Genomic DNA, 23,870 nt, shown 5'->3' with positions numbered 1-23,870 from the left:
CACATCGACAGGAGACTCCCCATGAAGTTGAACCGCCTGGCCGCCGGCCTCGTCCTCGGCCTCGGTATGGCCTGCGCTGCCTTCGCGCAGACCGCCATGAAGATCAGCATCTCGACCGCGCAGAACTCGCACCAGGGCGTCGCCATCGACACCTTTGCCAAGGAAGTGGCGGCACGCACGAATGGCCGCTACAAGATCGAGACCTTCTACAACGGCTCGCTGGGCGGCGAGCGCGAATCGATCGAGGCGGTGCAGCTCGGCACCCAGGAGCTGGCCTTCTCCTCCACGGGCCCGGTGCCCAACTTCGTGCCGGAGACCAAGATCCTGGACGTGCCCTTCCTGTTCCGCGACAAGGCCCACGCGCGCGCGGTGCTTGACGGCCCGATCGGGCAGGAACTGCTGACCAAGTTCGACGCCAAGGGCTTCAAGGCCCTGGCATGGGCCGAGAACGGCTTCCGCCACATGACCAACAGCAAGCGCGACGTCAAGGCACCGGAAGACCTCAAGGGCCTGAAGATGCGCACCATGGAGAACCCGGTGCACATCGCCGCGTACAAGGGCCTGGGCATCATCACCACGCCGATGGCCTTCCCCGAAGTGTTCACGGCGCTGCAGCAGGGCACCGTCGATGGCCAGGAGAACCCGCTGTCGGTGATCATGTCGGCGAAGTTCTCGCAGGTGCAGAAGCACCTTTCGCTGACCGGCCATGTCTACTCGCCCTGCATCTTCGTGATGAACAAGGCGGCCTTCGACAAGCTCAGCGCGGCCGACAAGACCGCCTTCCTCGAAGCCGCCAAGGTGGCGGTGAAGGCAAATCGCGACCGCGTCGACCAGGACGACGCCAACGGCGTGAAGGAACTGCGTGCCCAGGGCATGACCGTGATCGAGGACGTGGACAAGGCGAAGTTCGTCAGCACGCTGGCGCCGGTCAACGCCGAGTTCGAGAAGCAGTTCGGCAAGGCCAACATCGACAGGATCCGCAACTTCAAGTGAGCTTCCTGCCGCGATGAACCGCGGCGCGCGCCCGCGCAGCACTGGCTCGCGGGCGCTCTTTTTTTACGACCTTTCGCATGCCTCGCTCATGAAATCCGCCTTCCTCCGATTCGACCAATGGACCAGTTCGCTGTCCATGGCCGTCGCCTGCCTCATGCTGGTGATCGCCTCGGCGCTCGGCGTGTTCCAGATCGTCACCCGCTTCGTGCTCGAGCAGCCGGCCGAATGGTCGGAGATCCTGATCCGGGTGAGCCTGATCTGGATGGTCTTCATGGGCATCCCCACCGCCTTCCGCCAGGGCGCAATGGTCAGCGTCGACGTGCTGTACCGCTGGAGCCCGCCGAAGATGCGGCGCGTGCTCGACTGGCTGGTGTGCCTCGCGGCGCTGACGCTGATCTGCGTCATCATCTGGTGGGGCTGGGACTACGCAAAGCGCGGCGGCGTGCAGTCCATGGCGGGCCTCGAATCGATTTCGATGTTCTGGGCCTATGTGGCGATGCCGGTCGGCGGCCTGTTCAGCGTGATCGGGATCGTGGGCAACCTGCTCGATCCGCAGCGGCAGGAACTGGAGACCGCGCAATGAGCCGCACGGCCGCTCCGAAGGCGAATAGCACCGTAGCTGAAGGCGAAGGTGCCTCGATGACCGCCGAAGTGACAATGACAAGCGTGGGTGCCCTATGACCCCGGTGATGGTCGCCACGATGGTGGTGTGCTTCGCACTCACCATTTCCGTCGCCGTCTCGATTGGCCTGGCCTCCATCGTCGGCATCCAGGCCTCGAATGCGAACATGCTGATCTCCGTCAAGGAGATGTTCAACGCGATCAACAAGTTTCCGCTCGCGGCCATCCCCTTCTTCATCCTCGCGGGCAACCTGATGGAGACCGGCGGCATCTCGCGCCGCCTGGTGGAATTCGCCAAGAGCCTGGTGGGCGGCGTGCAGGGCGGCCTGCCCATGACCTGCGTGCTGACCTGCATGATCTTCGCGGCGGTGTCGGGCTCGTCGGTGGCCACGACCTTCGCCATCGGCGCCATCCTGATCCCGGCGCTGATCAAGCACGGCTACCCCACCAGCTACGCGGCGGCGCTGCAGGCCACGAGCGCCGAGCTCGGGGTCATCATCCCACCCTCTATCCCGCTGATCCTCTATGGCGTGAGCGCAGAGGTGTCGATCGGCGAGCTGTTCATCGCCGGCTTCGGCCCCGGCATCCTGATCAGCCTGGCGCTGATGGCGTTCGTCTATCTCTACTGCAAGCTCAAGGGCCTCGGCAAGAACGACGGCGACGGCCGCCTGGGCGTGGGCGTGGCCACCTGGCGAGCGGGCTGGGCGTTGCTGATGCCGGTGATCATCCTCGGCGGCATCTACGGCGGCATCTTCACGCCCACCGAGGCCTCGGCCGTGGCCGTGCTCTACGCGCTCGTCGTCGGCATGCTGATCTACCGCGAGATCAAGCTGCCGCAACTCTATGCGGTGCTGCGCAAGTCGGTGATCTCGTCGTCGGTGATCATGTTCATCATCGCCAACGCAGGGCTGTTCGCCTTCCTGATCACGCGCGCCGGCGTGCCGGAGGCCATCGGCCATTGGCTCGAGGCCGTGCTGCAGTCGCCGGCCATGTTCCTGCTCGGCGTCAACGCGGCGCTCTTCATCATCGGCATGTTCATCGAAACCAGCGCGGCCATCATCGTGCTGGCGCCGATCCTTGCTCCTGTCGCCATGCACTTCGGCATCGACCCGGTGCACTTCGGGCTGGTGATGGTGGTCAACCTGGCGCTGGGCATGATCACGCCGCCCTTCGGCGTCAACCTGTTCGCGGCCTGCACGGTGGCGCGCATCTCGCTGGACCGCATCGTCGGGCACCTGGTGCCCTTCGTGCTGGTGATCCTGGCCTGCCTGATGGTCATCACCTACGTGCCGGGCATTTCGCTGGGGCTGCGCGATCTCGTTTATGCGAAGTAGCCGCGCGGGTGTCCTCGATCCGCGATCGCATCCTGCGCCTGCTGCCGGCGGAGCAGGCCCTGCACCGAGAACAACATGGGGTTACAGCGTGGATCGCGACACGGCGTCTTCGCTGACAAACGACACCCCTTCTTCTTGAATAGGCTCTGAAGGGTTGCAGCCGCTTCTCGCGGCCAGCGCCGCCGTTTGCCGCATTGAAGCGGTAACATCTTGCGCGGCCGCGACCGTTTTCCTTCTCTCCCCTGCACGCATGACAAGCTACGGTTTCGTTCACTTGGAGTTTGGCGATCAGCACCGCGACCGTTCGCTCCAGGTGCTGGAAAAATTGCGAACCCGCCTGGCCCAGGACGGCGACCGCTTCTCGAGTGTGATCGTCGACAACGCCCGTGCCAGGCCAGCCGAAAGCGCGACCGGCATGGCCTCCGAGCAGGGCCTGGTGGTCCCCGGCGACAACAGCAACCGGGAGTTCTCCGGCTGGGACAGCGGCATCGAAACCCTGCTCGCTCGCGGCGAGCAGCCCGACGTCTGGCTGTTCTCGAACGACACGGTCGCCCTCAACCACGCCTGGAGCGAGCGCCGGCTGGAACGCTTCGGCGGCGAGATCCGCAAGCTGGCGCTGCATCCGGGCCCGTGGCTGTTCGGCGAGATCAACGACTTCCCGCGCTCGACCATGACCCCCATGGGGCCGCTGCTCGAATGGGTATCGACCTACTGCTTCGCGATGAACGACACGCTGCGCCATCGGCTCGGCACCCTGTCGCCCGGCAACGCGCTGCTGGATTCGCTGGTCAACGAGCGCTTCGAACCGGGCCGGGGCGTATTCCGCGACCATGTGGGCGAGGCCTATGTCGATTTCGTGTCCGCCTGGCTCATCAGCGACGACGGCCAGGGCGTGCAGAAGAAGCGCCGCTTCAAGTGGGACCACGAATGGCACAAGGCCAACCCGCTCGGGCCCGACAACTTCGAGGACCTGCGCATGAAGGCGCGCTGCTGCCTGTCGGAGCACATGCTGAGCCTGCGCGCCCGGCAACTGGGCGCCGACATCCGCTCGCCCTACGACGCCCGCAATGCACGGGAGCACATCCGGCGCTCCCTGCAGTTCCTCTCGGACAAGCTGTGGGAGAAATTCCTGCTGCGCCGGCTGCGGCTGGAACGGTCGTAGGGCCTGTTTCGTTTTACACTCTTCCGAGTCAGGAGAGAGCTTCGCATCGCGGGGCCGCCGAAGGCGCAGGGCCCATCGAACGAAAGGCCCGAACGCTCAGGCAAAAGGACTGACGAGGCGCCCGTGTTTCCGGGCGTTTCCTTGCTGGAGAGAGGCGGCTTTGCTTGAGTGAAGCCGCCCACCGAAGGAGCAAACCTCGATCGTGGGGCGAATCTCTCAGGTAAAGCGGACAGCAGGGGTGGCCCATGGCTTGAACGCCATGGATCCGGACTGCCCCTGATGGAGAGTGCCTTGGCCTCCGCTTCCGACGATCTGCAAAAGACCCCGCTGTACGACCTGCATGTGGCGCTCGGCGCCCGCATGGTGCCCTTCGCCGGCTATTCGATGCCCGTGCAGTATCCCGCCGGCCTGATGGCCGAGCACAAGCACACGCGCACGGCCGCGGGACTCTTCGACATCTCGCACATGGGCCAGCTGCGCCTGGTCGGGCCCGACGCCGCTGCCGCCCTCGAGACCCTGATGCCGGTCGACGTGATCGGCCTGGCGCCGGGCAAGCAACGCTACGGCCTGCTGCTGAACGACGAGGGCGGCATCCTCGACGACCTGATGTTCTTCAACGAGGGCCACGATTCGATCTTCGTGGTCGTCAACGGCGCCTGCAAGGCCGACGACATCGCGCACATCCAGGCGAAGATCGGCCAGCGCTGCCAGGTGCAGCCCCTGCCCGATCACGCCCTGCTCGCGCTGCAGGGGCCGCAGGCCGCGGCAGTGCTGACGCGCTTGTCACCCGGCATCGAGCGCTTCGTCTTCATGACCGGCGGCGCGGTGCAGATCGACGGCATCGCGGCCTTCGCCACCCGCAGCGGCTACACCGGCGAGGACGGGTTCGAGATCTCGGTCGCCGCCCGCGACGCGGAGGCACTGGCCCGGCTGCTGCTGGCGCAGCCGGAGGTGCAGCCCATCGGCCTGGGGGCACGCAACTCGCTGCGGCTGGAAGCCGGCCTGTGCCTCTACGGCAACGACATCGACACCACCACCACCCCCGTCGAGGCCTCGCTGAACTGGGCGATCCAGAAGGTGCGGCGCAGCGGCGGCGCGCGCGAGGGCGGCTTTCCGGGCGCGGCCCGGGTGCTGGCGCAACTCACGGCCGACACCGGCGCTGCCGGCCATGTCGACCACGAGACGCTCAAGCGCAAGCGCGTCGGCCTGGTGGCGCTGGAGCGCGTGCCGGTGCGCGACGGCACGCTGCTCGAGTCCTTCGAGGGCCTGCCGATCGGCCAGGTGACCAGCGGCCTGCTGGGCCCCACGGTCGACCGGCCCGTCGCGATGGGCTATGTCGCCCTCGCCTACGCCCAGCCCGGCACCCGCCTGCAGGCCATCGTGCGCGGCAAGCCGGTGCCGATGGAGGTCAGCACGCTTCCTTTCGTGCCGGCGCGCTACTACCGTGGCTAGCGCCGCAGCTTCTCTCTTTTCTCTTCCTCCCTTCCCTTCCCCAAGGAGCCATTCCAATGACCATCAAGTACACCAAGGACCACGAGTGGGTGAACGCCGAGGGCGACACCGCCACCGTCGGCATCACGCTGCACGCGCAGGACGCGCTGGGCGACGTGGTCTTCGTCGACCTGCCGCAGGTCGGCCAGGGCTATGCCCAGGGCGAGGTTGCGGGCGTGGTCGAGTCGGTCAAGGCCGCGGCCGACGTGTTCATGCCCGTCGCGGGCGAGATCACCGAGGTCAACGAGGCGCTGCGCGCCGATCCCTCCCTGGCCAACAGCGCGCCCGAGGGCGAGGGCTGGTTTTTCAAGATGAAGATCACCGAGCCCGCGCAGATCGACGCCCTGCTCGACAAGACCGCCTACGACAAGTTCGCCGACGAGGCCTGAAAGCGGACACCCAAGGTTTCCTGATCCCTGCCATCCCTGTTCACCGCCATGCAGAAGTCCTCCTTGCCTTCCCTGCCCACCCTCGCCGATCTTGAGAACGCCGGCGAATTCATCGCCCGCCACATCGGCATCGAGGCCGAGGACGAGGCGCGCATGCTCGCTGCCGTCGGCTCGAAGACGCGCGCCGAGCTGATCGACGGCATCGTGCCGCCGGCCATCCGCCGCAGCCATCCGATGCGCCTGCCCGCGCCGGTCACTGAAGCCGGCGCGCTGGCCGAGCTGCGCGGCATCGCGGCGAAGAACAAGGTGGCGAGGAACTTCATCGGCCAGGGCTACTACGGCACCCACACGCCCGGCGTGATCCTGCGCAACGTGCTGGAGAACCCGGCCTGGTACACGGCCTACACGCCCTACCAGGCCGAGATCTCGCAAGGGCGCATGGAGGCGCTGCTCAATTTCCAGACCATGGTCTGCGACCTGACCGGCATGGCGATCGCCAATGCCTCCATGCTCGACGAGGCCACCGCCGCGGCCGAGGCCATGACGCTGGCGCGCCGCAGCGTCAAGAGCAAGAGCAACGTGTTCCTCGTCTCCGGCGACTGCCATCCGCAGACCATCGAGGTCATCCGCACGCGTGCCGCGCCGCTGGGCATCGAGGTCAAGGTCAGCACCGTCTCCGAGACCCTGCCGCACCTGATGGCGAGCGGCGACTTCTTCGGGGCGCTGGCGCAATACCCCGCCACCACCGGCCACGTGCACGACCTGCGCCCGCTGGCGGGCCACGCCCACGCGTACGACGCCGCCTTTTGCGTGGCGGCCGACCTGCTGGCACTCACCCTGCTGGCGCCGCCCGGCGAATGGGACGCCGACATCGTCTGCGGCACCACGCAGCGCTTCGGCATGCCCTTGTGCAACGGCGGCCCGCACGCGGCCTACCTGGCCTGCCGCGACGAGTTCAAGCGCTCGCTGCCCGGCCGGCTGGTCGGCGTCAGCGTCGACACGCAGGGCCGGCCGGCCTACCGGCTTGCGCTGCAGACGCGCGAGCAGCATATCCGCCGCGAGAAGGCCACCTCCAACATCTGCACCGCGCAGGTGCTGCCGGCGGTGGTGGCGAGCATGTATGCGGTCTACCACGGGCCCGAGGGACTGACGCGCATCGCCCAGCGCGTGGCCGCCCTCACCGCGATCCTGGCGCAAGGCCTCGAGCAGATGGGCCGCGAGCTCGCCAACGCCACCGCCTTCGACACGCTCACCGTCCTGACCGGCGACGACACGCCGAAGATCCTGGAGCGCGCCCAGGCCGCCTCGGTCAACCTGCGCCAGGGGCTGCAGCAGCACCTGGGCATCTCGCTGGACGAGACCAGCACGCGCGCCGACATCGAGACGCTCTGGGCCCTGTTCGTGCCCGCCGGCACGCCGATGCCCCGCTTCGAGGAGCTCTCGGCCACAGTCGGCGCACGCATCCCGCCGGATCTGCGCCGCAGCAGCGCCTTCCTCGCGCACCCGGTGTTCAACACCCACAAGAGCGAGACCGCGATGCTGCGCTACATCCGCAGCCTCTCCGACAAGGACCTGGCGCTGGACCGCAGCATGATCCCACTGGGCAGCTGCACCATGAAGCTCAACGCGACGAGCGAGATGATCCCCATCACCTGGCCCGAGTTCGCGGACATCCATCCCTTCGCGCCGGCCGAGCAGCTTCGGGGCTACGCCGAGCTCGATGCGCAGCTGCGCGCCTGGCTCTGCGAAGCCACCGGCTATGCGGGCATCAGCCTGCAGCCCAACGCCGGCTCGCAGGGCGAGTACGCGGGCCTGCTGGCGATCAAGGCTTTTCACGAGGCCCAGGGCCACGGGCACCGCAACATCTGCCTGATCCCTTCCTCGGCCCACGGCACCAACCCCGCCAGCGCGCAGATGGTGGGCATGAAGGTGGTGGTGACCGCCTGCGACGCGCAAGGCAACGTGGACATGGACGACCTGACCCGCGCCTGCGAGCAGCACCGCGACGACCTGGCCGCGGTGATGATCACCTACCCCAGCACCCACGGCGTGTTCGAGACCCGCGTCAAGGAGCTCTGCGAGATCGTGCATGCGCACGGTGGCCGCGTGTACGTGGACGGCGCCAACATGAACGCGCTGGTCGGCGTGGCCGCGCCGGGCGAGTTCGGCGGCGACGTCAGCCATCTCAACCTGCACAAGACCTTCTGCATCCCGCACGGCGGCGGCGGGCCCGGCGTGGGACCGGTGTGCGTGGTCGAGGACCTTGTGCCCTACCTGCCCGGCCACGTGAGCGGCGGCCTCCCCTCCAACGGCGTCGGCGCCGTGTCCGCTGCGCCGCTGGGCAATGCGGCGGTGCTGCCGATCAGCTGGATGTACTGCCGCATGATGGGCGCGGCCGGCCTGCAGCTCGCCACCGAGACCGCCATCCTCAGCGCCAACTACGTCAGCGCCCGGCTCAAGGAACACTACCCGACGCTCTACGCCAGCCCGAACGGCCATGTGGCGCACGAGTGCATCCTGGACCTGCGCCCGCTCAAGGACACCAGCGGCGTGACCGCCGAGGACGTGGCCAAGCGCCTGATCGACTACGGCTTCCACGCGCCCACGCTGAGCTTCCCGGTACCCGGCACGCTGATGGTGGAGCCGACCGAGAGCGAACCGCTGGCCGAGCTCGATCGCTTCATCGACGCGATGATCGTGATCCGCGGCGAAATCCGCCGCATCGAGGAAGGCATCTGGCCACGCGAGGACAACCCGCTGAAGAACGCGCCGCACACGGCCGACAGCCTGCTGGCCAGCGAATGGACCCACCCCTATTCCCGCGAGCTCGGCGCCTTCCCGATCGCCTCGGTGAAGGACGCCAAGTACTGGCCGCCGGTGGGCCGTGTCGACAACGTCTACGGCGACCGCAACCTGTTCTGCAGCTGCGTGCCGGTCGCCGACTACGTGGGATGACGCCGGGCGCGCGTCGGCGGAAATAGGCCTTTGCCTACGAGGGGCGCGGCGAGGGCTTCCTACCATGGCCCTCGCCCATGCAATCGAACTGGCCCCAAACCCTCTGGATCGTGCGCCACGGTCAAAGCGCCGGCAATGTCGCGCGCGACGCGGCGGAAGCGGGTGGTCTGCCGCTGATCGAGCTGGCGTGGCGCGACATCGACGTGCCGCTCTCCGAACTTGGCATCGAGCAGTCGATTGCGCTCGGCAACTGGTTCGCCAGACGCTCCGCGCACGAGCAGCCCGAGGTGATCCTCTGCTCCCCCTACTTGCGGGCCCGCGCCACCGCGGAACTCGTCGCCGAGCATGGCGGCCTGGCCGGCGACAGGTTGAAGCTGCGCATCGACGAGCGCCTGCGGGAGAAGGAATTCGGCATCCTCGACCGGCTGACCAAGCTGGGCATCCGCCAGAAGCATCCCGAGCTCGACGCGCAGCGCCTGCACGTGGGCAAGTTCTACTTCCGCCCGCCCGGCGGAGAGAGCTGGTGCGACGTGATCCTGCGCCTGCGCAGCCTGCTCGAGATGGTGACGCGCGAGTACGCAGGGCAGCGCGTGCTGGTGGTGGCGCACCAGGTCATCGTCAACTGTCTGCGCTACTTGATCGAGCACCTGGATGAGAAGCAGATCCTCGAGATCGATCGGCAGGGCGACGTGCCCAATTGCGCCATCACCTCCTATCGCGCCGAGCGCAGCGGCGACGAAGACGAGGTGCTGCAGCTCGACCTGGTGAACTTCCTCGCGCCGCTGCGCGAAGCCGCGGCGCCGGTGACCCGCGCGCCCGACCAGCCGGCGGCGCCCAAGCCCTGATGGCCCCTCCGCGCGCCTCCGCCCTGACCGAGGCATCGCTGGCGCACTGGCCGCTGCCTGATCCGGGCCCGGATGCGGACAAGGAGTCGCGCGGCCGGGTGCTGGTGATCGCGGGCTGCGCAGAGCTGCCCGGCGCCGCGCTGCTCGCCGGCTCCGCCGCGCTGCGGGCGGGCGCAGGCAAGCTCACCATCGCCAGCCCTGCCTCCATCGCTTCCGGCGTGGCCCTCGCAATTCCGGAGTCGCGGGTCATTGCCCTGCCCGAGACGCGTGGCGGCGGCATCGCCGCGCGCGGCTGCGAGGCGCTGGCTCCGCTTGCTGAGCAGATGGCGGCCGTGGTGGTAGGCCCGGGCCTGGGCGACGAGCGCGGCAGCATGGCTTTCGTGCGCCGGCTCCTGCCCCTTTTCCGGGAGTGCACCGTGCTGCTGGATTCGATCGCGATGTCGGTGGCAACCGAACGAGCCTTCGACCAGCCGGTGCTGCTGACCCCGCACGCGGGCGAAATGGCGCACTTGTCCGGCCTGCCCAAGGAGGCCATCGCCCAGCAAGCGCTGGCGGTCGCCGGCGAAGCTGCCGCTCGCTGGAACGCCTGCGTCGTGCTCAAGGGCGCGAGCACGGTGATCGCGACGCCGCAACGCGGCGCCTGGCGCTTCGATGGCGGTTCGCCCGGGCTCGCCACTTCGGGTTCCGGCGACGTGCTGGCCGGGCTGATGGGCGGTTTCGCGGCACGCGGGTTGCCGCCCGAGCAAGCGGCGGCCTGGGCCGTGGTGGTGCATGCCAGGGCGGGCAAGAACCTGGGGCGGCGCGTGGGCCCCCTGGGCTATCTGGCACGCGAGCTGGCAGGGGAAGTGCCGGGCGTGGTTCGGCATCTCGCCCGCTGACGGGTGTTCTCGCCCTCACGCCGTCCCGTTTCAAATCTTTACAAACTCCGGTGTCGATCGGCGCCGGCCTCCTTCGACGTCCATGCAGAGCCTCATTCCGGAAGCTCACCTACCCAACCCAACCTTCAGGAGTACGACATGCGATTCATGGTCATCGTGAAAGCCAACAAGGATTCGGAAGCCGGCGTGATGCCGACGGAGAAGATGCTCACCGACATGGGCAACTACAACGAGGAGCTCGTGAAAGCCGGAGTGATGCTGGCCGGCGAAGGCCTGCACCCCAGTTCCAAGGGGGCACGGGTGCGCTTCGACGGCAAGGCCCGCACGGTGATCGACGGCCCCTTCAGCGAGACGAAGGAGCTGATCGCCGGCTATTGGCTCTGGCAGGTGCGCTCCAGGGACGAGGCCATCGAATGGCTCAAGCGCGCACCCTTCACCGATGGCGAGGAGGTCGAGCTGCGCCAGGTCTTCGAGATGGAGGACTTCGGTGCCGAGTTCACGCCCGAGCTGCGCGAGCAGGAAAAGCGGCTCATGGCCGAAGCGGAAAAGAACCGCAAGTCCTGAGCGCCCATCCCTTCTGACGGAGATTCGACAATGAAATTCGTGGTCATTCGAAAAGCCGACAAAGACACCGAAGCGGGCGTGATGCCCGGCGAGCAGCTGGTCACCGACATGCTCAAGTACAACGAGGAGATGATCAAGGCGGGCGTGATGCTCGACGGCATGGGCCTGCAGCCCAGCGCCAAGGGCGCGCGCGTCAAGTTCAGCAGCGGCAGGCCGACGGTGATCGACGGCCCCTTCACCGAGGCCAAGGAACTGGTCGCCGGCTTCAGCATCATCCAGGTGAAATCCAGGGAAGAAGCCATCGAATGGGTCAAGCGCTGGCCCCCTATCGACGGCGGCGGCAACGTCGAGATCGAGATCCGGCAGGTGTACGAGGCCGAGGACTTCGGTGCCGAGTTGACGCCCGAGATGCGCAAGCACGAAGCGTGGCTGCGAGACGCGGCCGAGAAGCGCGCCACGACCCAGCGCTGAGGAGCACGCGCGCTGATCCCGACGCTATATCCTTGCAGTCCCTTCAGCCAGCCGAGGACTGCATCGGATGAGATTCGTGATCCTGCACCAGGCCGGGACCTCCAGCGAGGCCGGCACGGTTCCCCCTCTTTCGCGCGACATCACGCTGCACGAACACGCACCCTTGAAAGCCGATGCAACCGGCACGCGCATCCGCTTCACCCACGCCGGGCCGGCAGCTGAACCCTGCGTCGGCCCGGGGCGGATCGCCGGCCTCAGCATCGTCGAGGCCGAGTCCCGGCAGGCTGCGGCCGCGTGGCTGCGCGATGCGGCCGATTGTGCGCAGGCCGGGTTCGAGATCCGCGAGACCGGCTGCGCGGGCGGGTTGGCTGGTGTCGATCCCTTGGCCACTGCGACCCGGCCGCGCTTCCTGATCCTGGTGAAGGCCGATGCCGACACCGAGGCCGAGGCGCCCAGCGATCCCGCGAAGCTCGCGGCCATGGCCCGGCGCAACGACGAAGGCGTGCGCGACGGCCTGCTGCTCGCGGCCGACGGCCTTCGCTCCACCGCCCGCGGGACACGCGTGCGCGTGGGCGGCGGCAAGACCAGCATGAGGGACGGGCCCTTCGCCGAAACCAAGGAATTGGTCGCCGGCTTCTGGCTGCTCCAGGCCGACTCCATGGACGAAGCCATCGCCTGGGTCCGGCGCTATCCTTTTGCCCAGGCACGGCCCGAGGTCGAGATCCATCCAGTGGACGGTTGAAGAAGTTCACCCGCCCCGTCGCTATCGAATGAGCACGCCGGAGATCCACCGCACCATCAACGCCGTCTGGCGCATCGAGTCGGCGAAGATCATCGGCGCGCTCGCGCGCATGGTGCGCGATGTCGGCGTGGCCGAGGAGCTGGCGCAGGACGCGCTGGTGGCCGCACTGGAGCAATGGCCCCGCGAGGGCGTGCCCGACAACCCCGCCGCCTGGCTCATGCAGGCCGCCAAGCACCGCGCCCTGGACCTGCTGCGCAGGCGCAAGCTGCATACGAGCAAGGAGGACGAGATCGGCCGCGAGATCGACGCGCAGCACGCGATGGCGGCCGCCGATTTCGCCGACGCGGTCGATGCCGCGCTCGACGACGACGTGGGCGACGACCTGCTGCGGCTGGTCTTCACCGCCTGCCACCCGGTGCTCTCGCCCGAGGCGCGGGTGGCGCTCACGCTGCGGCTGCTGGGCGGCCTCACCACCGACGAGATCGCGCGTTCCTTCCTGGTGCCGGAGCCCACCATCGCGCAGCGCATCGTGCGCGCCAAGCGCACGCTGGCGGCGGCGCGCGTGCCCTTCGAGGCGCCGCGCGCGCACGAGCTCGGCGCGCGCCTGGCCTCGGTGCTGGAGGTGATCTACCTGGTCTTCAACGAGGGCTACTCCGCCACCGCCGGTGACGACTGGATGCGCCCCGCGCTGTGCGACGAAGCGCTGCGCCTGGGCCGCATCCTGGCCGGCCTGGTGCCCGACGAGCCCGAGGTGCACGGCCTGGTCGCGCTGATGGAGATCCAGGCCTCGCGCGCGGCCGCGCGCGTCGATGCGCAGGGCGAGCCCGTACTGCTGCTGGAGCAGAACCGCGCGCGCTGGGACCAGCTGCTGATCCGCCGCGGCTTCGCCGCGCTGGCGCGCGCCGAGGCCCTCGGTGGTGCGCTGGGGCCCTACGCGCTGCAAGCCGCCATCGCCGCCTGCCATGCGCGTGCGCGCACGGCGGAGCAGACCGACTGGACGCGCATCGCGGCGCTGTACGAGGCGCTGTCGCAGCTCGCGCCCTCGCCCATCGTCGAGCTCAATCGCGCGGTGGCGCTGTCGATGGCCTTCGGGCCGGCCACGGGCCTGGAGCTGGTCGATACGCTGCGCGACGAGCCGCAACTCAAGGGCTATCACCTGCTGCCCAGCGTGCGCGGCGACCTGCTGGCCAAGCTGGGCCGCAAGGCCGAGGCGTGCGCGGAGTTCCAGCACGCGGCCTCGCTCACGCGCAACGCGCGCGAGCGCAAGCTGCTGCTGATGCGCGCACTGGCCTGCTCGGTCCGCTGAATCATTGAGCCCGCTGCCGCCCGAAGCAGCCGACGTCCGAATGGCTACTCGGCCTTCTTCTTCGCGAGCGCGCCGCCGGCGATCTGCCCGCGGAATTCGCGCAGCCTGGCCTTGAGCCGGCGCTCGTTGACCAGGCCGGTGCGGATCATCATCTTCTGCCCGGCCGACAGCGATTCGAGCCCGGGGTCGACGTACTCGTAGTGCACCCAGGGCCGCTCGGAGGGCATGTCGCCCTTGATCTCGACCAGCTTCACCTGCGGCGGCCCGGCCGGCTCGGGCGCCTGCAGCAGGTGATCGATCACCGCGACGAGGCGGTCGTTGAAATGGCGGTTGGGGTAGCCGAGCTCCTCGTAGGCCTGCTGGAACAGCGGGTAGAGCTTCTGGTAGAGGGCCGCGGCGTGCTGCGGGTTCACTGATTCGGCGAACAGCACGAAGGGCGTGTAGCGCGCGCCGTTGTCGAGGCTGATGGTCTGCGCCTCCCCGCTGCCGCTGGCCATGAAGCGCTTGGGCGTGCGCTGCACCGGCCACATGCGCGCCGCGGCCTGGTCGCGCGGCAGGTTGTCGACGGTGGCGACGAAGCGGTGCACGAAGCCGTCGGTCTGCAGGAAGCTGCCCACTGCCTTGGCGCCGAGCAGCTCGGTCAGGGCGGAGCGTACGTGCGCGTCGGCGTCGTTGAGCTTGGGCAGGGTTGCGTCTGCCGTGGTGTCGACCGGGTTCTGCGGCTCCACCGGCGCTGCCGCGGCAGGCGCCGGCGGGGGGGCATCGGGCTGCGGCGCGGTGGCGGCCGGCGTCGCTTCGACAGGGGCGGCCTGCTGGTGCGACCAGCGCCACCAGACGGCGCCGGCGCCGAGCGCCAGCACCACCAGCACCACGAGGATCCACAGCGAGGACTCGCGCGCCGGCCTCAAATCGTCGAACTCACGTGCGGGCATGGGGCATCTCTCCTTTTCATGAGCTCCACCATTGGACGACATCCGGCACCGCGGCAGCGGCGGCGCTGGTAACGGCCTGTGACGGTGGGCACCCAACCCGGTCGGATCGCGTGCGCGTGCAGTGGTTCCGCGCGGCTCGCTGGAGTAGACCTCGCCTTCGCCTTCGGGGCGGCTGTGCGGCTCGTGCGCGGCTGCGCGGCTCTACAGCGGAAAGGCTTCGAGCCCCGTCTGCCCCTCGGCGCCCTTGCCCGGCGTGTGCGCGACGTTCATCACCCAGCAAACCATCGCGAAGTAGCCCACCAGCGCGCTGAGTTCCACGACGACCTGCTTGCCGAAGCGCGCTTCGGCCGCGGCATAGGTGGGCTCGCTCACGCCATGGTGGCGCAGCAGTTCGAGCGCGAAGTCGAGGGCGAGCTGCTCGTCGTCGGCCAAGGGCGTGGCGCGGCGGCCCAGGCGCAGCGCCTCGATGGCCTCGGCGCTCACGCCGGCCTTGACCGCCGCCTGCGCGTGCAGCAGCCACTCGAACTGGTTGCCGACCTCGCGTGCGACCACGCAGGTCACCAGTTCGCGCACGCGCGCATCGAGCTTGCTGTCGAAACGCAGGTACTCGCCCAGGCTGCCGATGCGCTCCATCAGCACCGGGCTCTGCAGCAGCGGGATGAAGGGACCGAAGACGCCCTTGCGCGGACCGTCGATCAGGGTCTGGGCGGCCTTGCGCTGGGCCTCGGACATGGTGTCGGCAGCGGGCATCGGCAGGCGCTCGGCCCAGGGTCGGGTGTGGCCTTGTTCGAACATCGTCGTTTTCCTTTCAGCGAAGAGATGATGAGCTGATCATGCGGCACGCGCCAGCCACCAGGCGCTGCCGGCCAGGGCCAGCGCGCCGATCGCCAGCGCAACGAAGAGACCGCCGAAGCCCTGGGCGCTACCGCTGAGCAGGGACGACAGCACCGGTCCCACCATCTGGCCGATCGCGAAGGCTGCCGTCATGCGGCCCAGTGCGCGCGTGGGGTCGCCGAGGCTGCGCGCCCTCGCCTCCTGCATGCCGGCCATGGTCGCGACCATGAAGGTGCCGCCCACCAGCAGCGCCGCCAGCAGCACGGTGAGTGCCGACAGGTGCAGCACCGGCAGCAGGCAGCCCAGTGCCATCAGCGCATGGCTGCCGGCGAGCACGTGGCGGCGCGACATCTTCGACAGCGCCAGGCTCGCGAAGAGCGTGGAAACTGCGGCGGCCGCGCCGAACACCGGCCAGGCGGCGCCGAAGACGGCCGGGTCGTCGACCACCGCGCGCGCCAGCACCGGCAGGAAGGTGGCGGGCAGGATGTAGCCGAAGCCGAGCAGGCCATAGCAGATCACCAGGCCCCAAGGCACGCCGCCCGCCGCTGCCGGCCCGGCCGTGGCGGGCGCAGGCGCCGCCGCGGAGGGCATGCCGCGCGGCATCAGCAGCGCCACCGCTGCCAGGCCCGCGAGCGCGAGCGCGCCGAGCTGCAGCCACAGCGCATCGGGCCTCACATCCGCCGCGCCCGCCCGCCAGCAGTAAAGGCCGGCCAGCGCGATGCCCGCACCCACCCCCGCATAGAGCAGGCCCGGCCCCGCGGGCCGTTCGAAACGCGACAGCCAGCCCAGGCACCAGACACTGGTGCTCACCAGCGCCCAGGCGCTGGCCACGCCGGCCACGAAACGCAGGAACAGCCAGGCCGGCAGCGAACCTGTCCAGCCCATGGCGGCGGTCGAGGCCACGATCAGCGCGAGGGCCAGGAGCGCGACGCGCTGCGGCGTGAGCGGAAGGCGCGCCGTCGTGAGCGCGCCCAGCAGGTAGCCCGCGTAGTTGGCCGCGGCCAGCCAGCCGCCCGCCGCCACATCGGCGCTGCCGGCGCGGATCATGAGCGGCAGCATGGGCGTGAAGGCGAAGCGGCCGATGCCCATCGCGATCGCCAACGCGATCAGTCCCGCAAGGCAGATCGCTGCGAAGGAAGGCCGCGCCACGGTGATGGAGGGATTCGACATGGGACTCCATTGGACCCAGAATCCGGATGTTTCACAAATGAATTATCGAGAACAACCATTCTTCTTTCGAGAACGGTGAAGCCATGAGAACAATCGACCTCGACTCCCTGGAAATCTTCCGCACCGTGGTGAGCGAAGGCGGCGTGATCCGCGCGGCGGGCAAGCTCAACCGCGTGCAGTCCAACGTCACGACCCGCATCCGGCAGTTGGAGGAACGGCTCGGCCAGAAGCTCTTCCTTCGCCAGGGCCGCTCGTTGGCGCTGGCGCCGGCCGGGCGCAAGCTGCTGCCCTATGCCGACCGGCTGCTGCGCCTGGCCGAGGAAGCGGAGGGCGAGTTGCGCAGCGACCTGCCGATCGGCACCTTCCGGCTCGGTTCGTTGGAGAGCACCGCCGGCAGCAGGCTGCCACCCGTGCTCTCGCGTTTTCACAAGCTTTTTCCAGGCGTGGTGGTCGAACTGGTCAGCGGCACGACCGATGCGCTGCTGAAGCGACTGGAGGCCTTCGACGTCGAGGCCGCCTTCGTGTCGCAACCCTTTTCCGCGACTGGCTTCGAGACGATGCCGGTGTTCGAGGAAGAACTGGTGCTGATCACCGGGCGCAGCGTGGCCTCCGTCACCCGCCCCGGCGACCTGGCCGGCGCGACGCTGATCGCCTTCGCGCAGGGCTGCTCGTACCGGCGGGTGCTGGAGCATTGGCTGGGCAAGGGCGGCGTGCTGCCCTCGCGTTCGCTGGAGTTCTCTTCCTACCAGGCCATGATTGCCTGCGTGGCGGCGGGCACGGGCTTCGCGATCGTGCCGCTGTCGGTGCTCAAGGCGCTGCGCGCCACCGCGGATGTGCGCCAGCATGCGCTGCCCGAGCGCATCCGCGCGAACCGCACGCACTTGGTGTGGCGCGGCACGCCCTCGGTGGCGCTTGCGCGGCTGATCGAGATGCTGGGCAAAGGCTGAACGAATGCCGGGCCGCGGTCTCAGCGGCAGATCGTCGTGGTCCCCACCGGCCGGCAGGTCTTGCCGTCGAGACTCTGGTAGCGGTCGAGCTGGCCGGAGCGGTTGTAGTGGTTGCCCTGCGTGTCCTGGCAACCCGTCGCGTCGCAATTGCGCAGTCGCGGCCGCATGTCGCGCGGCCGAGGCTGGCGGTAGGCGCCTGGATAGGCGTAGCCGTCATCGATCACCGAGTAGTCGTCGCCGCGATCGCTACGGCGCGGGTCCGCGGGCCGATCGGCGCCGGCGCGGGGATCGATGATGACCGGGCCTGCCGGTGTCAGCGGCGGGGTTGCGGCCGCTGTCGGTGCGCGCGGCGGCGGGCTCGCAGGGGCGGCGTCGGGGTTGCGCTCCGTCTGGCGCTCCGCCTGGCCCGTGGGCGCCGGCACCGGCACACGCCCCACCTGGCTCGCGCCCGCAGGACAGGCGCCATCGGTATAGCTCACGTTGCCGGCAGCGTCCGCGCAGCGAATCACCTCGGCATTGCACAGAAGGCCGAGGGTGCCCAGGACGCAGAGGACGAGAAAGCGGTGCATGGCGCATCCATTGTGCGCCCGGGCACCGAAGCGCGGCGTGCCCTGGCAGTCCGCGACCTCAGGCCTCAGGCCAGGGCCGTGGTGGCCGGCGCGGCACCTGCGATCTGACGCAGGGCGCGCTCGAACACCTCCACCGGCTGGCCGCCCGAAATCAGGTGCTTGTTGTCGATGATGATGGCCGGCACCGAGTGGATGCCGGCATCGGTATAAAGGCGTTCACGCTCGCGCGTCTCCGCTGCGAATTCGTCGCTATCGAGGATGGCGCGTGCGCGCTGCGGATCGAGGCCGACCTCGCCGGCCAGGCGCGCCAGCACCTCCGGATCGGACGGGTTCTCGCCATCCGTGTGACAGGCCTTGAGCAACGCCTTCTTGAGCGCGACCTGCTTGGCCGCATCCTCGAGCGCGGCCCAGTGCAGCAGGCGGTGCGCGTCGAAGGTGTTGTAGACCCGCGAGCGCCCTTCCTTGCGGAACTCGAAGCCCACCGCAGCGCCGCGAGCGCGGATCGTTTCGCGGATCTGGGCCTGCTGCTCGCGCGTGCTGCCGTATTTCTCGTGCAGATGCTCGTAGGCATCCTGGCCTTCGGGCGGCATGTGGGGGTTGAGCTCAAAGGGCTGGAAGTGCAGCTCTGCCGTGATCTCGGGGGCCACGCGTTTCAGCGCGGCTTCGAGGGCGCCGAGGCCGACGGCGCACCAGGGGCAGGCGATGTCGGAGACGAAGTCGATGCGGAGGTGGGAGGACATGGGTGATGAGAGCTTGGGGGAAGGCGGCATGATGCAACCGGCCGCGGACGTGGGAGGGGCGCGGCCGGGATGGCCTTACGGGCCGTGCTGGCTGTGGCGCCGTACGGCGGGGCACCCCCCGTGGCATGCTAGTTGACCGTCGTCGGAACGTTCGGCACGTCGGCGCCGGCATCTCGGGCGGCGGCCCGCCGATCTAGCCTCCCGTCGGTACAGGGACTGAAGGGAGCGGCTGAGGCAAGTCAGTTGGCGGCTCAGGAATCACCGCTGCATTTAATTTCAGCATGACTTCATGCGGATCGCGTGCCCCGGCCTGAACCAACAAATACGTGGCAACAAAGGGCGAGTGTGAGTTCAACACATCCGCAGCCAATTGCTGTACTGACTTACCGAACTCCCGAACCAAAGGGCGGACTTCATCCGGGAATATCCGAACATACTCTTCATCAGTAAACAGGCGCGTTGCGAGCAGCAACACCATAAATTGCCGCTCCATCGTCTTGACAGTCTCGTTGGCCAGATTTTGAAAAATCTTCTGGTCTCCTATGCTTTTAAAAAGCGCGTCAGTCACATAATCATTTTTTAAAATCAACGCGCCATAAAAGAACGGGAAAATTTCTTTTGCATTGAAATTTTTTGGCTGCAAAACACCCAGCAAAGGGTGCACGCGAATAAATTCCGTTGTTTTTGCTTCAAATTCCTTAAAACTAAGATCCACAACACGGACAATATTTGACGCCGATTCTCCTACGGCAATCATTTTGTTTGCCAGTTGGTTATTGCGTAGTGTTGTGGCGGATAGGTCGATTCCTGATTCAGGTAGTTTTTGAGACGATTTTTTATTGAATCGCCCCGCGATTCGTCTGAAAAAATTATTGTGAAGATTGCGTTGCTCCTCGTCGCCATCAGCGGAAACGAAGGCACCGACAGCCGACTGAGCATTTCGCAGCGGGGCATTCAAGGTCTGGTGGTATAGTTGATCTATTTTCTCTTGTTGCTCCAAAACAAGCAACCTACTTTCTTCACTATCCGCAGCGATATCCGATAGCGTCGATATCACTCGGCTACTCATCGCTGCATTGTCGATCAGATGTTTTTCAAATTTCCTCTCACGAATTTGATCTTTACTCTCTCGATCTTCGCCGTTGAAAGCTTTCATATGCTTTTCAATTTTTTCTGCGGCGGCCGTAACTTTGGCAGATATTTTTTCGCCAAGAGCTCCGATCCGGAAATTTAGCTTCGCTTTATCAGCAACTCCCGATGATTTCTGAGATTTGTAGAGAACAGGAGCGTTGTAGTTCATCTGGGCTATAGCGTCCGTGATCTCAGCATCACTCTTGCTGAGGTTGTCCTTATGCGCCTGCGACAAGCTGACGGGGCGCGGGGAGGAATCAGGAGACTGCGACAAATTGGCAGGAGCCGCCGACCCATTGACATTTGACGGTGTAATGTCCTGACGTGGTGGCGGCATGTACTCGGGAGGCGGCACGCTCATATCTGCGCCGTCGTCAACGTTCGCCGGCGGCAGCATGTCCGGTGACGCTTTGGCAGATGGTGTCAGGGACAACGCTGGGTTGGTGGGCATGAGTGGAGACGGGCTCAAAATTTGGTCCACACGCTTTTTCACCAACGTGCCGGCAATTACGGGCTTCGCATGCGGCGAGCTCGGGGCGTTCGGCTGCAGGCCACTGGGCAGTGTCACATTGCTGATGGCCGACTGGGGCTGCGCGCCGGCAGCCACAACATTGTTGGCAGGCTGTGCAGCTTGCCCCACGTTGCTTGGAGGCGGCGGCGTGTCGTCAGGGGGCGGCGGGATGAACAGTGCAGCGGGAGGCGCGGGCATGTCGTCAGGGGGTGAACCGACAGCCACTCCATTGACGGTCGCTGGCTGCAGCTTGCCGCCCGGCAACGGCGGCAGCGGGTCGTTGGGGATCGATGGGATGTTGGGCTGGAGCGGCCCAGAAACCAGCGGCCCCGCGCCGATTGGGGAGAGCTTCGTGGTGGCCACGCCCACACTGGTCGGCGCCGGCATGGAAGCCGCCGGAACATTGAACACTTGAGGGGGAGGCGCCGGCATGTCGTCAGGGGGTGAACCGACAGCCACTCCATTGACGGTCGCTGGCTGCAGCTTGCCGCCCGGCAACGGCGGCGGCGGCCCGTTAGGGACTGATGGGACGCTGGGCAGAGCTGAGGGCACGACGCTAGCGGCAGGCTGTGCCAAGTTCGAAGGCGACGGCACGCTGCCGGAAACCGGCAGCACTGCGCCAGGAATGGCCGGCAGCGGGCGGAGGCCTTGCGAATTCCCTGGAACATTGCCAGGGGTCCGCGGCACATTGGCAGCTGGCTGTCCATTGCCAGCCGGCAGTTGCCCGTTGACAGGTGACAGCTGCCCGTTGACAGGAACCGGCTGCCCGTTGACGACGGGCGGCGGGACAGGATCGGTTGGGATCGTTCCCGTGAAAGACATCAAAAACTCATGCCGCTGCTCCACAACCTTCCGCGCCGTCTCCTTCGGCCATTGATAGCCGCCCCGAACCAGGCCTTCCAGCCTTTTGAACGGCGAATCAGAGGAATCAAGCGCCGCCAGCAGTTTTTTAACGGACTGGCCCAGCGCCCGCAATTTCTCCTGATCCTCCTCGTCGTCAATTGTGTCTAGAAATTCATCGCTGAGCGAATTCAATATGAATTTCTGCTCAGACAATTCCAGGAGGACCTCCTTGCAGGCCATCTTGAAAAATTCACTGCCGTATTCTGGGTCAAAATTGGCACACCCGAAAACGATTGCCAGTTTCATCTGAAGATTCGAACCAGGCCAGTCGGCGAGCTTGTCCAGAAGATTCTGGCCGGCAGCCTCTCCCGCCGGAGAAGTCGCAGGAGCAGTGAACGACCGGGGCTTCAACTTCAGACGATTGACGGTCTGCGGTTGAAGCTTGAGCGTTCTTGCCCAGGTGTTGACAAGGGTAATCTGATCCAGCAGCTGGACGTTAGCATGTCCTCGTTTGCGGATATCCTCGCGGGCCAACTGACTGTTCTTGCCGGATTTTATTCTTTCAACATCATCCAGGAAATGCGATATGTTGCCGGCATCGTGGCCGTAATCTTTTGTCACCGCTTCCGCGGATGCTTGAGCTTCGGTCTTGATGCCATCGATAATGATATCGAGATCCTTCCGGAGGACACCATCTAGTTGGATGCAGCCTTTCGAATTGCTTCTCCGGAGTATGCGCTCAATACTTTGTGCGGCAAGTACCTGGTCCTTGTGGAAATGGGTTGGTTCGGCCAAGATGGGAGCAACCAAGTCCTCCAAGTAGTTCCTTGCTCCCTTGTAGTGGGATTTTCTTCGTGCGCTCAGGCGATAAGCCGCGGCCGCTGGACCATGCTTTTTGCTCTTATGGGACAAGTAGGTGATATCGCCGCGCGCGACCCCGTCGATTTCAAGCTTGTCTTTGATTTTCTTCCCGACGAGATAGTTTTCCTCACTTTTTGAGGATTTCAGAACCTTCTCGGATGCATATGCCAGGCTTTCGCGGCTCTGCGGCGGATTGTTGTTGCCGACCTTGCTGCCCATCGTTCTTCTCCTTAGATCCGAGCTGCCATCTGCGCCATGGCAGGGGCGGATGCGGGAATGGCGATCTCTTCGCTGGTGACGTAGCCTTCCCACCACTGCGCGACCGCAGCAAATTGTTCAAGGACGCCCGCGAGTTCGCCGCCCTGCACGCTCTCCGGGTCCAACTCGCGCACGAGGAGCAGATCCCCTTCCTCACCCCCCATGCCGATGCGAGCGCCGCCGGTGTCGCGCCACAGCGTGTTGTAGGAGAGAGCGGTCTTGTGGACCTGGGCCGCGCGGCCCTCCGGCGGTGTGCCGATGTCGGCGCTCAGGACCAGGCGCGCAGGCTCGTCGGCCCATTCGACGAGCACGAGAACGGTGACTTCGTTCTCGAAGGCGAGCGTCCAGGTGGAGTCGTCATCCTGGACGATGACCGAGAGGTTCTCGGTCTCGGGTCCGATCTCGCCGAGGCGCTGGCTGATGTATTGGGGATCGAAATGAAAGCTCACAAGCGTGACTCCGGCAGTGGAACGATGAATACCCCCTTTGCAATGAGGTACTCCTGCCTGAGTAACGCGAGAAGCGCTCGCGTTCCCTGTGCGCCTTCAGCCCGTCAGAGGCTGCGCCAGAAATCGATCAGCAGCTGCGCAAACTCCACCGGCCGCTCCACAGCACTGAGGTGCGCGGCATCGATGCGGGCCAGCTTCGCGCCGGGAATCGCCTCCGCGATGGCCTCGGACATCGAGGGCGGTGTGGCCTCGTCCCGGTCGCCGGCAATCACCAGCGAAGGCGTCCGGATGCCGCGGTTGCTCTCGCGGAAGTCGATGGCCGCCACCGCCTCGCAGCTGGCGATATAGCCGGCCGCGTCGGTGGCAACCAGCGTGGCGTGGAGCCGGCGCGCGGCTTCCGCGCCCTCTGACGTGGTCGCAAAGGCGGGCGTGAGCCAGCGCGCCACGGCGCCCGGCGCGATCGCCTGCACGCCCTGTGCCTGCACCGTCTCGACGCGCGTGCGCCAGGGGGCGCGATCGGGGTAGTAGGCCGAGGAATTCGCGATCACCACGCTGCGCAGCAGCTGCGGGTGCGAGAGCGCCAGCGCCTGGGCCGTCATGCCGCCCATCGAGAGGCCGACGAAATGCACCGGCTCGCCTGCGGCCTCGCGCGCGATCAGCGCGGCCGCATCGTCGGCCAGCGCCTGGATCGTGACCGGACCCGGCACCACCTCGGAGGCGCCATGGTTGCGATGGTCATAGCGCAACACCGTGTGGGCGCGCGCCAGCACCTCGGCCACGCCGTCCCACATGTGCAGGTCGCAGCCGAGGGCGTGGCTCAGCACGACGATGGGCCCCTCGCCCTCGCGCAGCACGTTCAGTCGGGTCATTGGAG

22 protein-coding genes and 2 riboswitches are annotated in these 23,870 nt (G+C 66.9%); of the genes, 14 read left to right on the top strand and 8 right to left on the bottom strand.

The annotated features are described in order from the left end of the window. The first annotated feature begins 21 nt into the window (after positions 1-21). The 13 genes from E5P3_RS14815 to E5P3_RS14755 all read left to right on the top strand — a co-directional run bounded on the left by E5P3_RS14815 (position 22) and on the right by E5P3_RS14755 (position 13,751). Complete coding sequence (locus E5P3_RS14815; RefSeq protein ID WP_162586683.1) at positions 22-993, top strand: TRAP transporter substrate-binding protein; 972 nt, start codon at positions 22-24, stop codon at positions 991-993. Positions 994-1,081: 88 nt separating this feature from the next. After that, positions 1,082-1,576: a TRAP transporter small permease gene (locus tag E5P3_RS14810; RefSeq protein ID WP_162586682.1), complete on the top strand. Its 495-nt coding sequence runs from the start codon at positions 1,082-1,084 to the stop codon at positions 1,574-1,576. Positions 1,577-1,670: 94 nt separating this feature from the next. Beyond that, positions 1,671-2,948, top strand: a complete 1,278-nt coding sequence (locus tag E5P3_RS14805; protein WP_162586681.1) for a TRAP transporter large permease — start codon at positions 1,671-1,673, stop codon at positions 2,946-2,948. 274 nt (positions 2,949-3,222) lie between these two features. Continuing rightward, positions 3,223-4,110: a hypothetical protein gene (locus E5P3_RS14800; RefSeq protein WP_162586680.1), complete on the top strand. Its 888-nt coding sequence runs from the start codon at positions 3,223-3,225 to the stop codon at positions 4,108-4,110. Between the two features lie 19 nt (positions 4,111-4,129). Further along, positions 4,130-4,232, top strand: a riboswitch (glycine riboswitch). A 12-nt stretch (positions 4,233-4,244) separates the two neighbouring features. Next, positions 4,245-4,353: riboswitch (glycine riboswitch) on the top strand. Between the two features lie 36 nt (positions 4,354-4,389). Continuing rightward, a complete protein-coding gene (gcvT, locus tag E5P3_RS14795) occupies positions 4,390-5,562 on the top strand; it encodes a glycine cleavage system aminomethyltransferase GcvT (protein ID WP_162586679.1) in 1,173 nt (390 codons plus the stop codon). Between the two features lie 56 nt (positions 5,563-5,618). Further along, positions 5,619-5,990: a glycine cleavage system protein GcvH gene (gene gcvH / locus E5P3_RS14790; protein WP_162586678.1), complete on the top strand. Its 372-nt coding sequence runs from the start codon at positions 5,619-5,621 to the stop codon at positions 5,988-5,990. A 48-nt stretch (positions 5,991-6,038) separates the two neighbouring features. Then, the gene (gene gcvP / locus E5P3_RS14785) at positions 6,039-8,945 is read left to right on the top strand and encodes an aminomethyl-transferring glycine dehydrogenase (protein WP_162586677.1); all 2,907 of its coding nucleotides are present in this window, start codon (positions 6,039-6,041) and stop codon (positions 8,943-8,945) included. 77 nt (positions 8,946-9,022) lie between these two features. Continuing rightward, positions 9,023-9,790 (top strand): histidine phosphatase family protein, encoded by a 768-nt coding sequence (locus E5P3_RS14780; RefSeq protein WP_162586676.1) that lies wholly within the window; start codon positions 9,023-9,025, stop codon positions 9,788-9,790. After that, entirely contained in the window at positions 9,790-10,668 is an 879-nt protein-coding gene (locus E5P3_RS14775) for an NAD(P)H-hydrate dehydratase (protein WP_174263071.1), read from the top strand. Before E5P3_RS14780 ends, E5P3_RS14775 begins: the two co-directional genes overlap by 1 nt. 138 nt (positions 10,669-10,806) lie before the next feature. Next, positions 10,807-11,232: a YciI family protein gene (locus E5P3_RS14770; protein WP_162586675.1), complete on the top strand. Its 426-nt coding sequence runs from the start codon at positions 10,807-10,809 to the stop codon at positions 11,230-11,232. A 30-nt stretch (positions 11,233-11,262) separates the two neighbouring features. Next, positions 11,263-11,703, top strand: a complete 441-nt coding sequence (locus E5P3_RS14765) for a YciI family protein (RefSeq protein ID WP_162586674.1) — start codon at positions 11,263-11,265, stop codon at positions 11,701-11,703. A 67-nt stretch (positions 11,704-11,770) separates the two neighbouring features. Beyond that, the gene (locus E5P3_RS14760) at positions 11,771-12,445 is read left to right on the top strand and encodes a YciI family protein (protein WP_162586673.1); all 675 of its coding nucleotides are present in this window, start codon (positions 11,771-11,773) and stop codon (positions 12,443-12,445) included. Between the two features lie 28 nt (positions 12,446-12,473). Further along, on the top strand, positions 12,474-13,751 hold the full coding sequence (locus E5P3_RS14755) for an RNA polymerase sigma factor (RefSeq protein WP_162586672.1): 1,278 nt from the start codon (positions 12,474-12,476) through the stop codon (positions 13,749-13,751). Between the two features lie 44 nt (positions 13,752-13,795). Here E5P3_RS14755 and E5P3_RS14750 read toward each other — a convergent pair whose 3' ends face one another. The 3 genes from E5P3_RS14750 to E5P3_RS14740 form a co-directional block, all read right to left on the bottom strand. Next, on the bottom strand, positions 13,796-14,683 hold the full coding sequence (locus E5P3_RS14750; RefSeq protein WP_162586671.1) for a DUF3014 domain-containing protein: 888 nt from the start codon (positions 14,681-14,683) through the stop codon (positions 13,796-13,798). Between the two features lie 201 nt (positions 14,684-14,884). Continuing rightward, positions 14,885-15,478 carry a carboxymuconolactone decarboxylase family protein gene (locus E5P3_RS14745; RefSeq protein WP_162586670.1) on the bottom strand — a complete coding sequence of 198 codons (594 nt, stop codon included), beginning with the start codon at positions 15,476-15,478 and terminating at the stop codon, positions 14,885-14,887. 36 nt (positions 15,479-15,514) lie between these two features. Then, positions 15,515-16,687, bottom strand: a complete 1,173-nt coding sequence (locus E5P3_RS14740; protein WP_162586669.1) for a YbfB/YjiJ family MFS transporter — start codon at positions 16,685-16,687, stop codon at positions 15,515-15,517. A gap of 83 nt (positions 16,688-16,770) precedes the next feature. On the opposite strand from E5P3_RS14740, the gene E5P3_RS14735 reads away from it, so the two are divergent. Continuing rightward, positions 16,771-17,634 carry a LysR family transcriptional regulator gene (locus E5P3_RS14735; RefSeq protein WP_162586668.1) on the top strand — a complete coding sequence of 288 codons (864 nt, stop codon included), beginning with the start codon at positions 16,771-16,773 and terminating at the stop codon, positions 17,632-17,634. A 20-nt stretch (positions 17,635-17,654) separates the two neighbouring features. On the opposite strand, the gene E5P3_RS14730 is transcribed toward E5P3_RS14735, so the two are convergent. From E5P3_RS14730 to E5P3_RS14710, 5 genes are all read right to left on the bottom strand, one after another. Next, positions 17,655-18,203, bottom strand: a complete 549-nt coding sequence (locus E5P3_RS14730; protein ID WP_162586667.1) for a DUF4124 domain-containing protein — start codon at positions 18,201-18,203, stop codon at positions 17,655-17,657. A gap of 65 nt (positions 18,204-18,268) precedes the next feature. Then, a complete protein-coding gene (locus E5P3_RS14725; RefSeq protein ID WP_162586666.1) occupies positions 18,269-18,943 on the bottom strand; it encodes a DsbA family oxidoreductase in 675 nt (224 codons plus the stop codon). Between the two features lie 193 nt (positions 18,944-19,136). Next, positions 19,137-22,508, bottom strand: coding sequence for a hypothetical protein (locus E5P3_RS14720; RefSeq protein ID WP_162586665.1), 3,372 nt, complete (start codon positions 22,506-22,508; stop codon positions 19,137-19,139). Positions 22,509-22,519: 11 nt separating this feature from the next. Next, positions 22,520-22,996 carry a type III secretion system chaperone gene (locus tag E5P3_RS14715; protein WP_162586664.1) on the bottom strand — a complete coding sequence of 159 codons (477 nt, stop codon included), beginning with the start codon at positions 22,994-22,996 and terminating at the stop codon, positions 22,520-22,522. 104 nt (positions 22,997-23,100) lie between these two features. After that, positions 23,101-23,865 (bottom strand): alpha/beta fold hydrolase, encoded by a 765-nt coding sequence (locus tag E5P3_RS14710; protein WP_162589693.1) that lies wholly within the window; start codon positions 23,863-23,865, stop codon positions 23,101-23,103. Positions 23,866-23,870 lie beyond the last annotated feature (5 nt).

The organism is Variovorax sp. RA8 (genome assembly GCF_901827175.1).
Classification (GTDB): Bacteria; Pseudomonadota; Gammaproteobacteria; order Burkholderiales; family Burkholderiaceae_C; genus Variovorax.
The sequence above is the reverse complement of the archived record's forward strand: the minus strand, read 5'-3'. Positions and strand labels throughout refer to the sequence as shown.

Excerpts from the sequence above, each read along its gene's own strand:
- gcvH (WP_162586678.1), top strand. The coding sequence starts at position 5,619 with ATGACCATCAAGTACACCAAGGACCACGAGTGGGTGAACGCCGAGGGC.
- gcvP (WP_162586677.1), top strand. The coding sequence starts at position 6,039 with ATGCAGAAGTCCTCCTTGCCTTCCCTGCCCACCCTCGCCGATCTTGAG.
- E5P3_RS14775 (WP_174263071.1), top strand. The coding sequence starts at position 9,790 with ATGGCCCCTCCGCGCGCCTCCGCCCTGACCGAGGCATCGCTGGCGCAC.
- E5P3_RS14730 (WP_162586667.1), bottom strand. The coding sequence starts at position 18,203 with ATGCACCGCTTTCTCGTCCTCTGCGTCCTGGGCACCCTCGGCCTTCTG.
- E5P3_RS14745 (WP_162586670.1), bottom strand. The coding sequence starts at position 15,478 with ATGTTCGAACAAGGCCACACCCGACCCTGGGCCGAGCGCCTGCCGATG.
- E5P3_RS14765 (WP_162586674.1), top strand. The coding sequence starts at position 11,263 with ATGAAATTCGTGGTCATTCGAAAAGCCGACAAAGACACCGAAGCGGGC.
- E5P3_RS14805 (WP_162586681.1), top strand. The coding sequence starts at position 1,671 with ATGACCCCGGTGATGGTCGCCACGATGGTGGTGTGCTTCGCACTCACC.
- E5P3_RS14770 (WP_162586675.1), top strand. The coding sequence starts at position 10,807 with ATGCGATTCATGGTCATCGTGAAAGCCAACAAGGATTCGGAAGCCGGC.
- E5P3_RS14755 (WP_162586672.1), top strand. The coding sequence starts at position 12,474 with ATGAGCACGCCGGAGATCCACCGCACCATCAACGCCGTCTGGCGCATC.
- E5P3_RS14815 (WP_162586683.1), top strand. The coding sequence starts at position 22 with ATGAAGTTGAACCGCCTGGCCGCCGGCCTCGTCCTCGGCCTCGGTATG.
- gcvT (WP_162586679.1), top strand. The coding sequence starts at position 4,390 with ATGGAGAGTGCCTTGGCCTCCGCTTCCGACGATCTGCAAAAGACCCCG.
- E5P3_RS14710 (WP_162589693.1), bottom strand. The coding sequence starts at position 23,865 with ATGACCCGACTGAACGTGCTGCGCGAGGGCGAGGGGCCCATCGTCGTG.
- E5P3_RS14740 (WP_162586669.1), bottom strand. The coding sequence starts at position 16,687 with ATGTCGAATCCCTCCATCACCGTGGCGCGGCCTTCCTTCGCAGCGATC.
- E5P3_RS14750 (WP_162586671.1), bottom strand. The coding sequence starts at position 14,683 with ATGCCCGCACGTGAGTTCGACGATTTGAGGCCGGCGCGCGAGTCCTCG.
- E5P3_RS14760 (WP_162586673.1), top strand. The coding sequence starts at position 11,771 with ATGAGATTCGTGATCCTGCACCAGGCCGGGACCTCCAGCGAGGCCGGC.
- E5P3_RS14780 (WP_162586676.1), top strand. The coding sequence starts at position 9,023 with ATGCAATCGAACTGGCCCCAAACCCTCTGGATCGTGCGCCACGGTCAA.
- E5P3_RS14735 (WP_162586668.1), top strand. The coding sequence starts at position 16,771 with ATGAGAACAATCGACCTCGACTCCCTGGAAATCTTCCGCACCGTGGTG.
- E5P3_RS14725 (WP_162586666.1), bottom strand. The coding sequence starts at position 18,943 with ATGTCCTCCCACCTCCGCATCGACTTCGTCTCCGACATCGCCTGCCCC.
- E5P3_RS14810 (WP_162586682.1), top strand. The coding sequence starts at position 1,082 with ATGAAATCCGCCTTCCTCCGATTCGACCAATGGACCAGTTCGCTGTCC.
- E5P3_RS14720 (WP_162586665.1), bottom strand. The coding sequence starts at position 22,508 with ATGGGCAGCAAGGTCGGCAACAACAATCCGCCGCAGAGCCGCGAAAGC.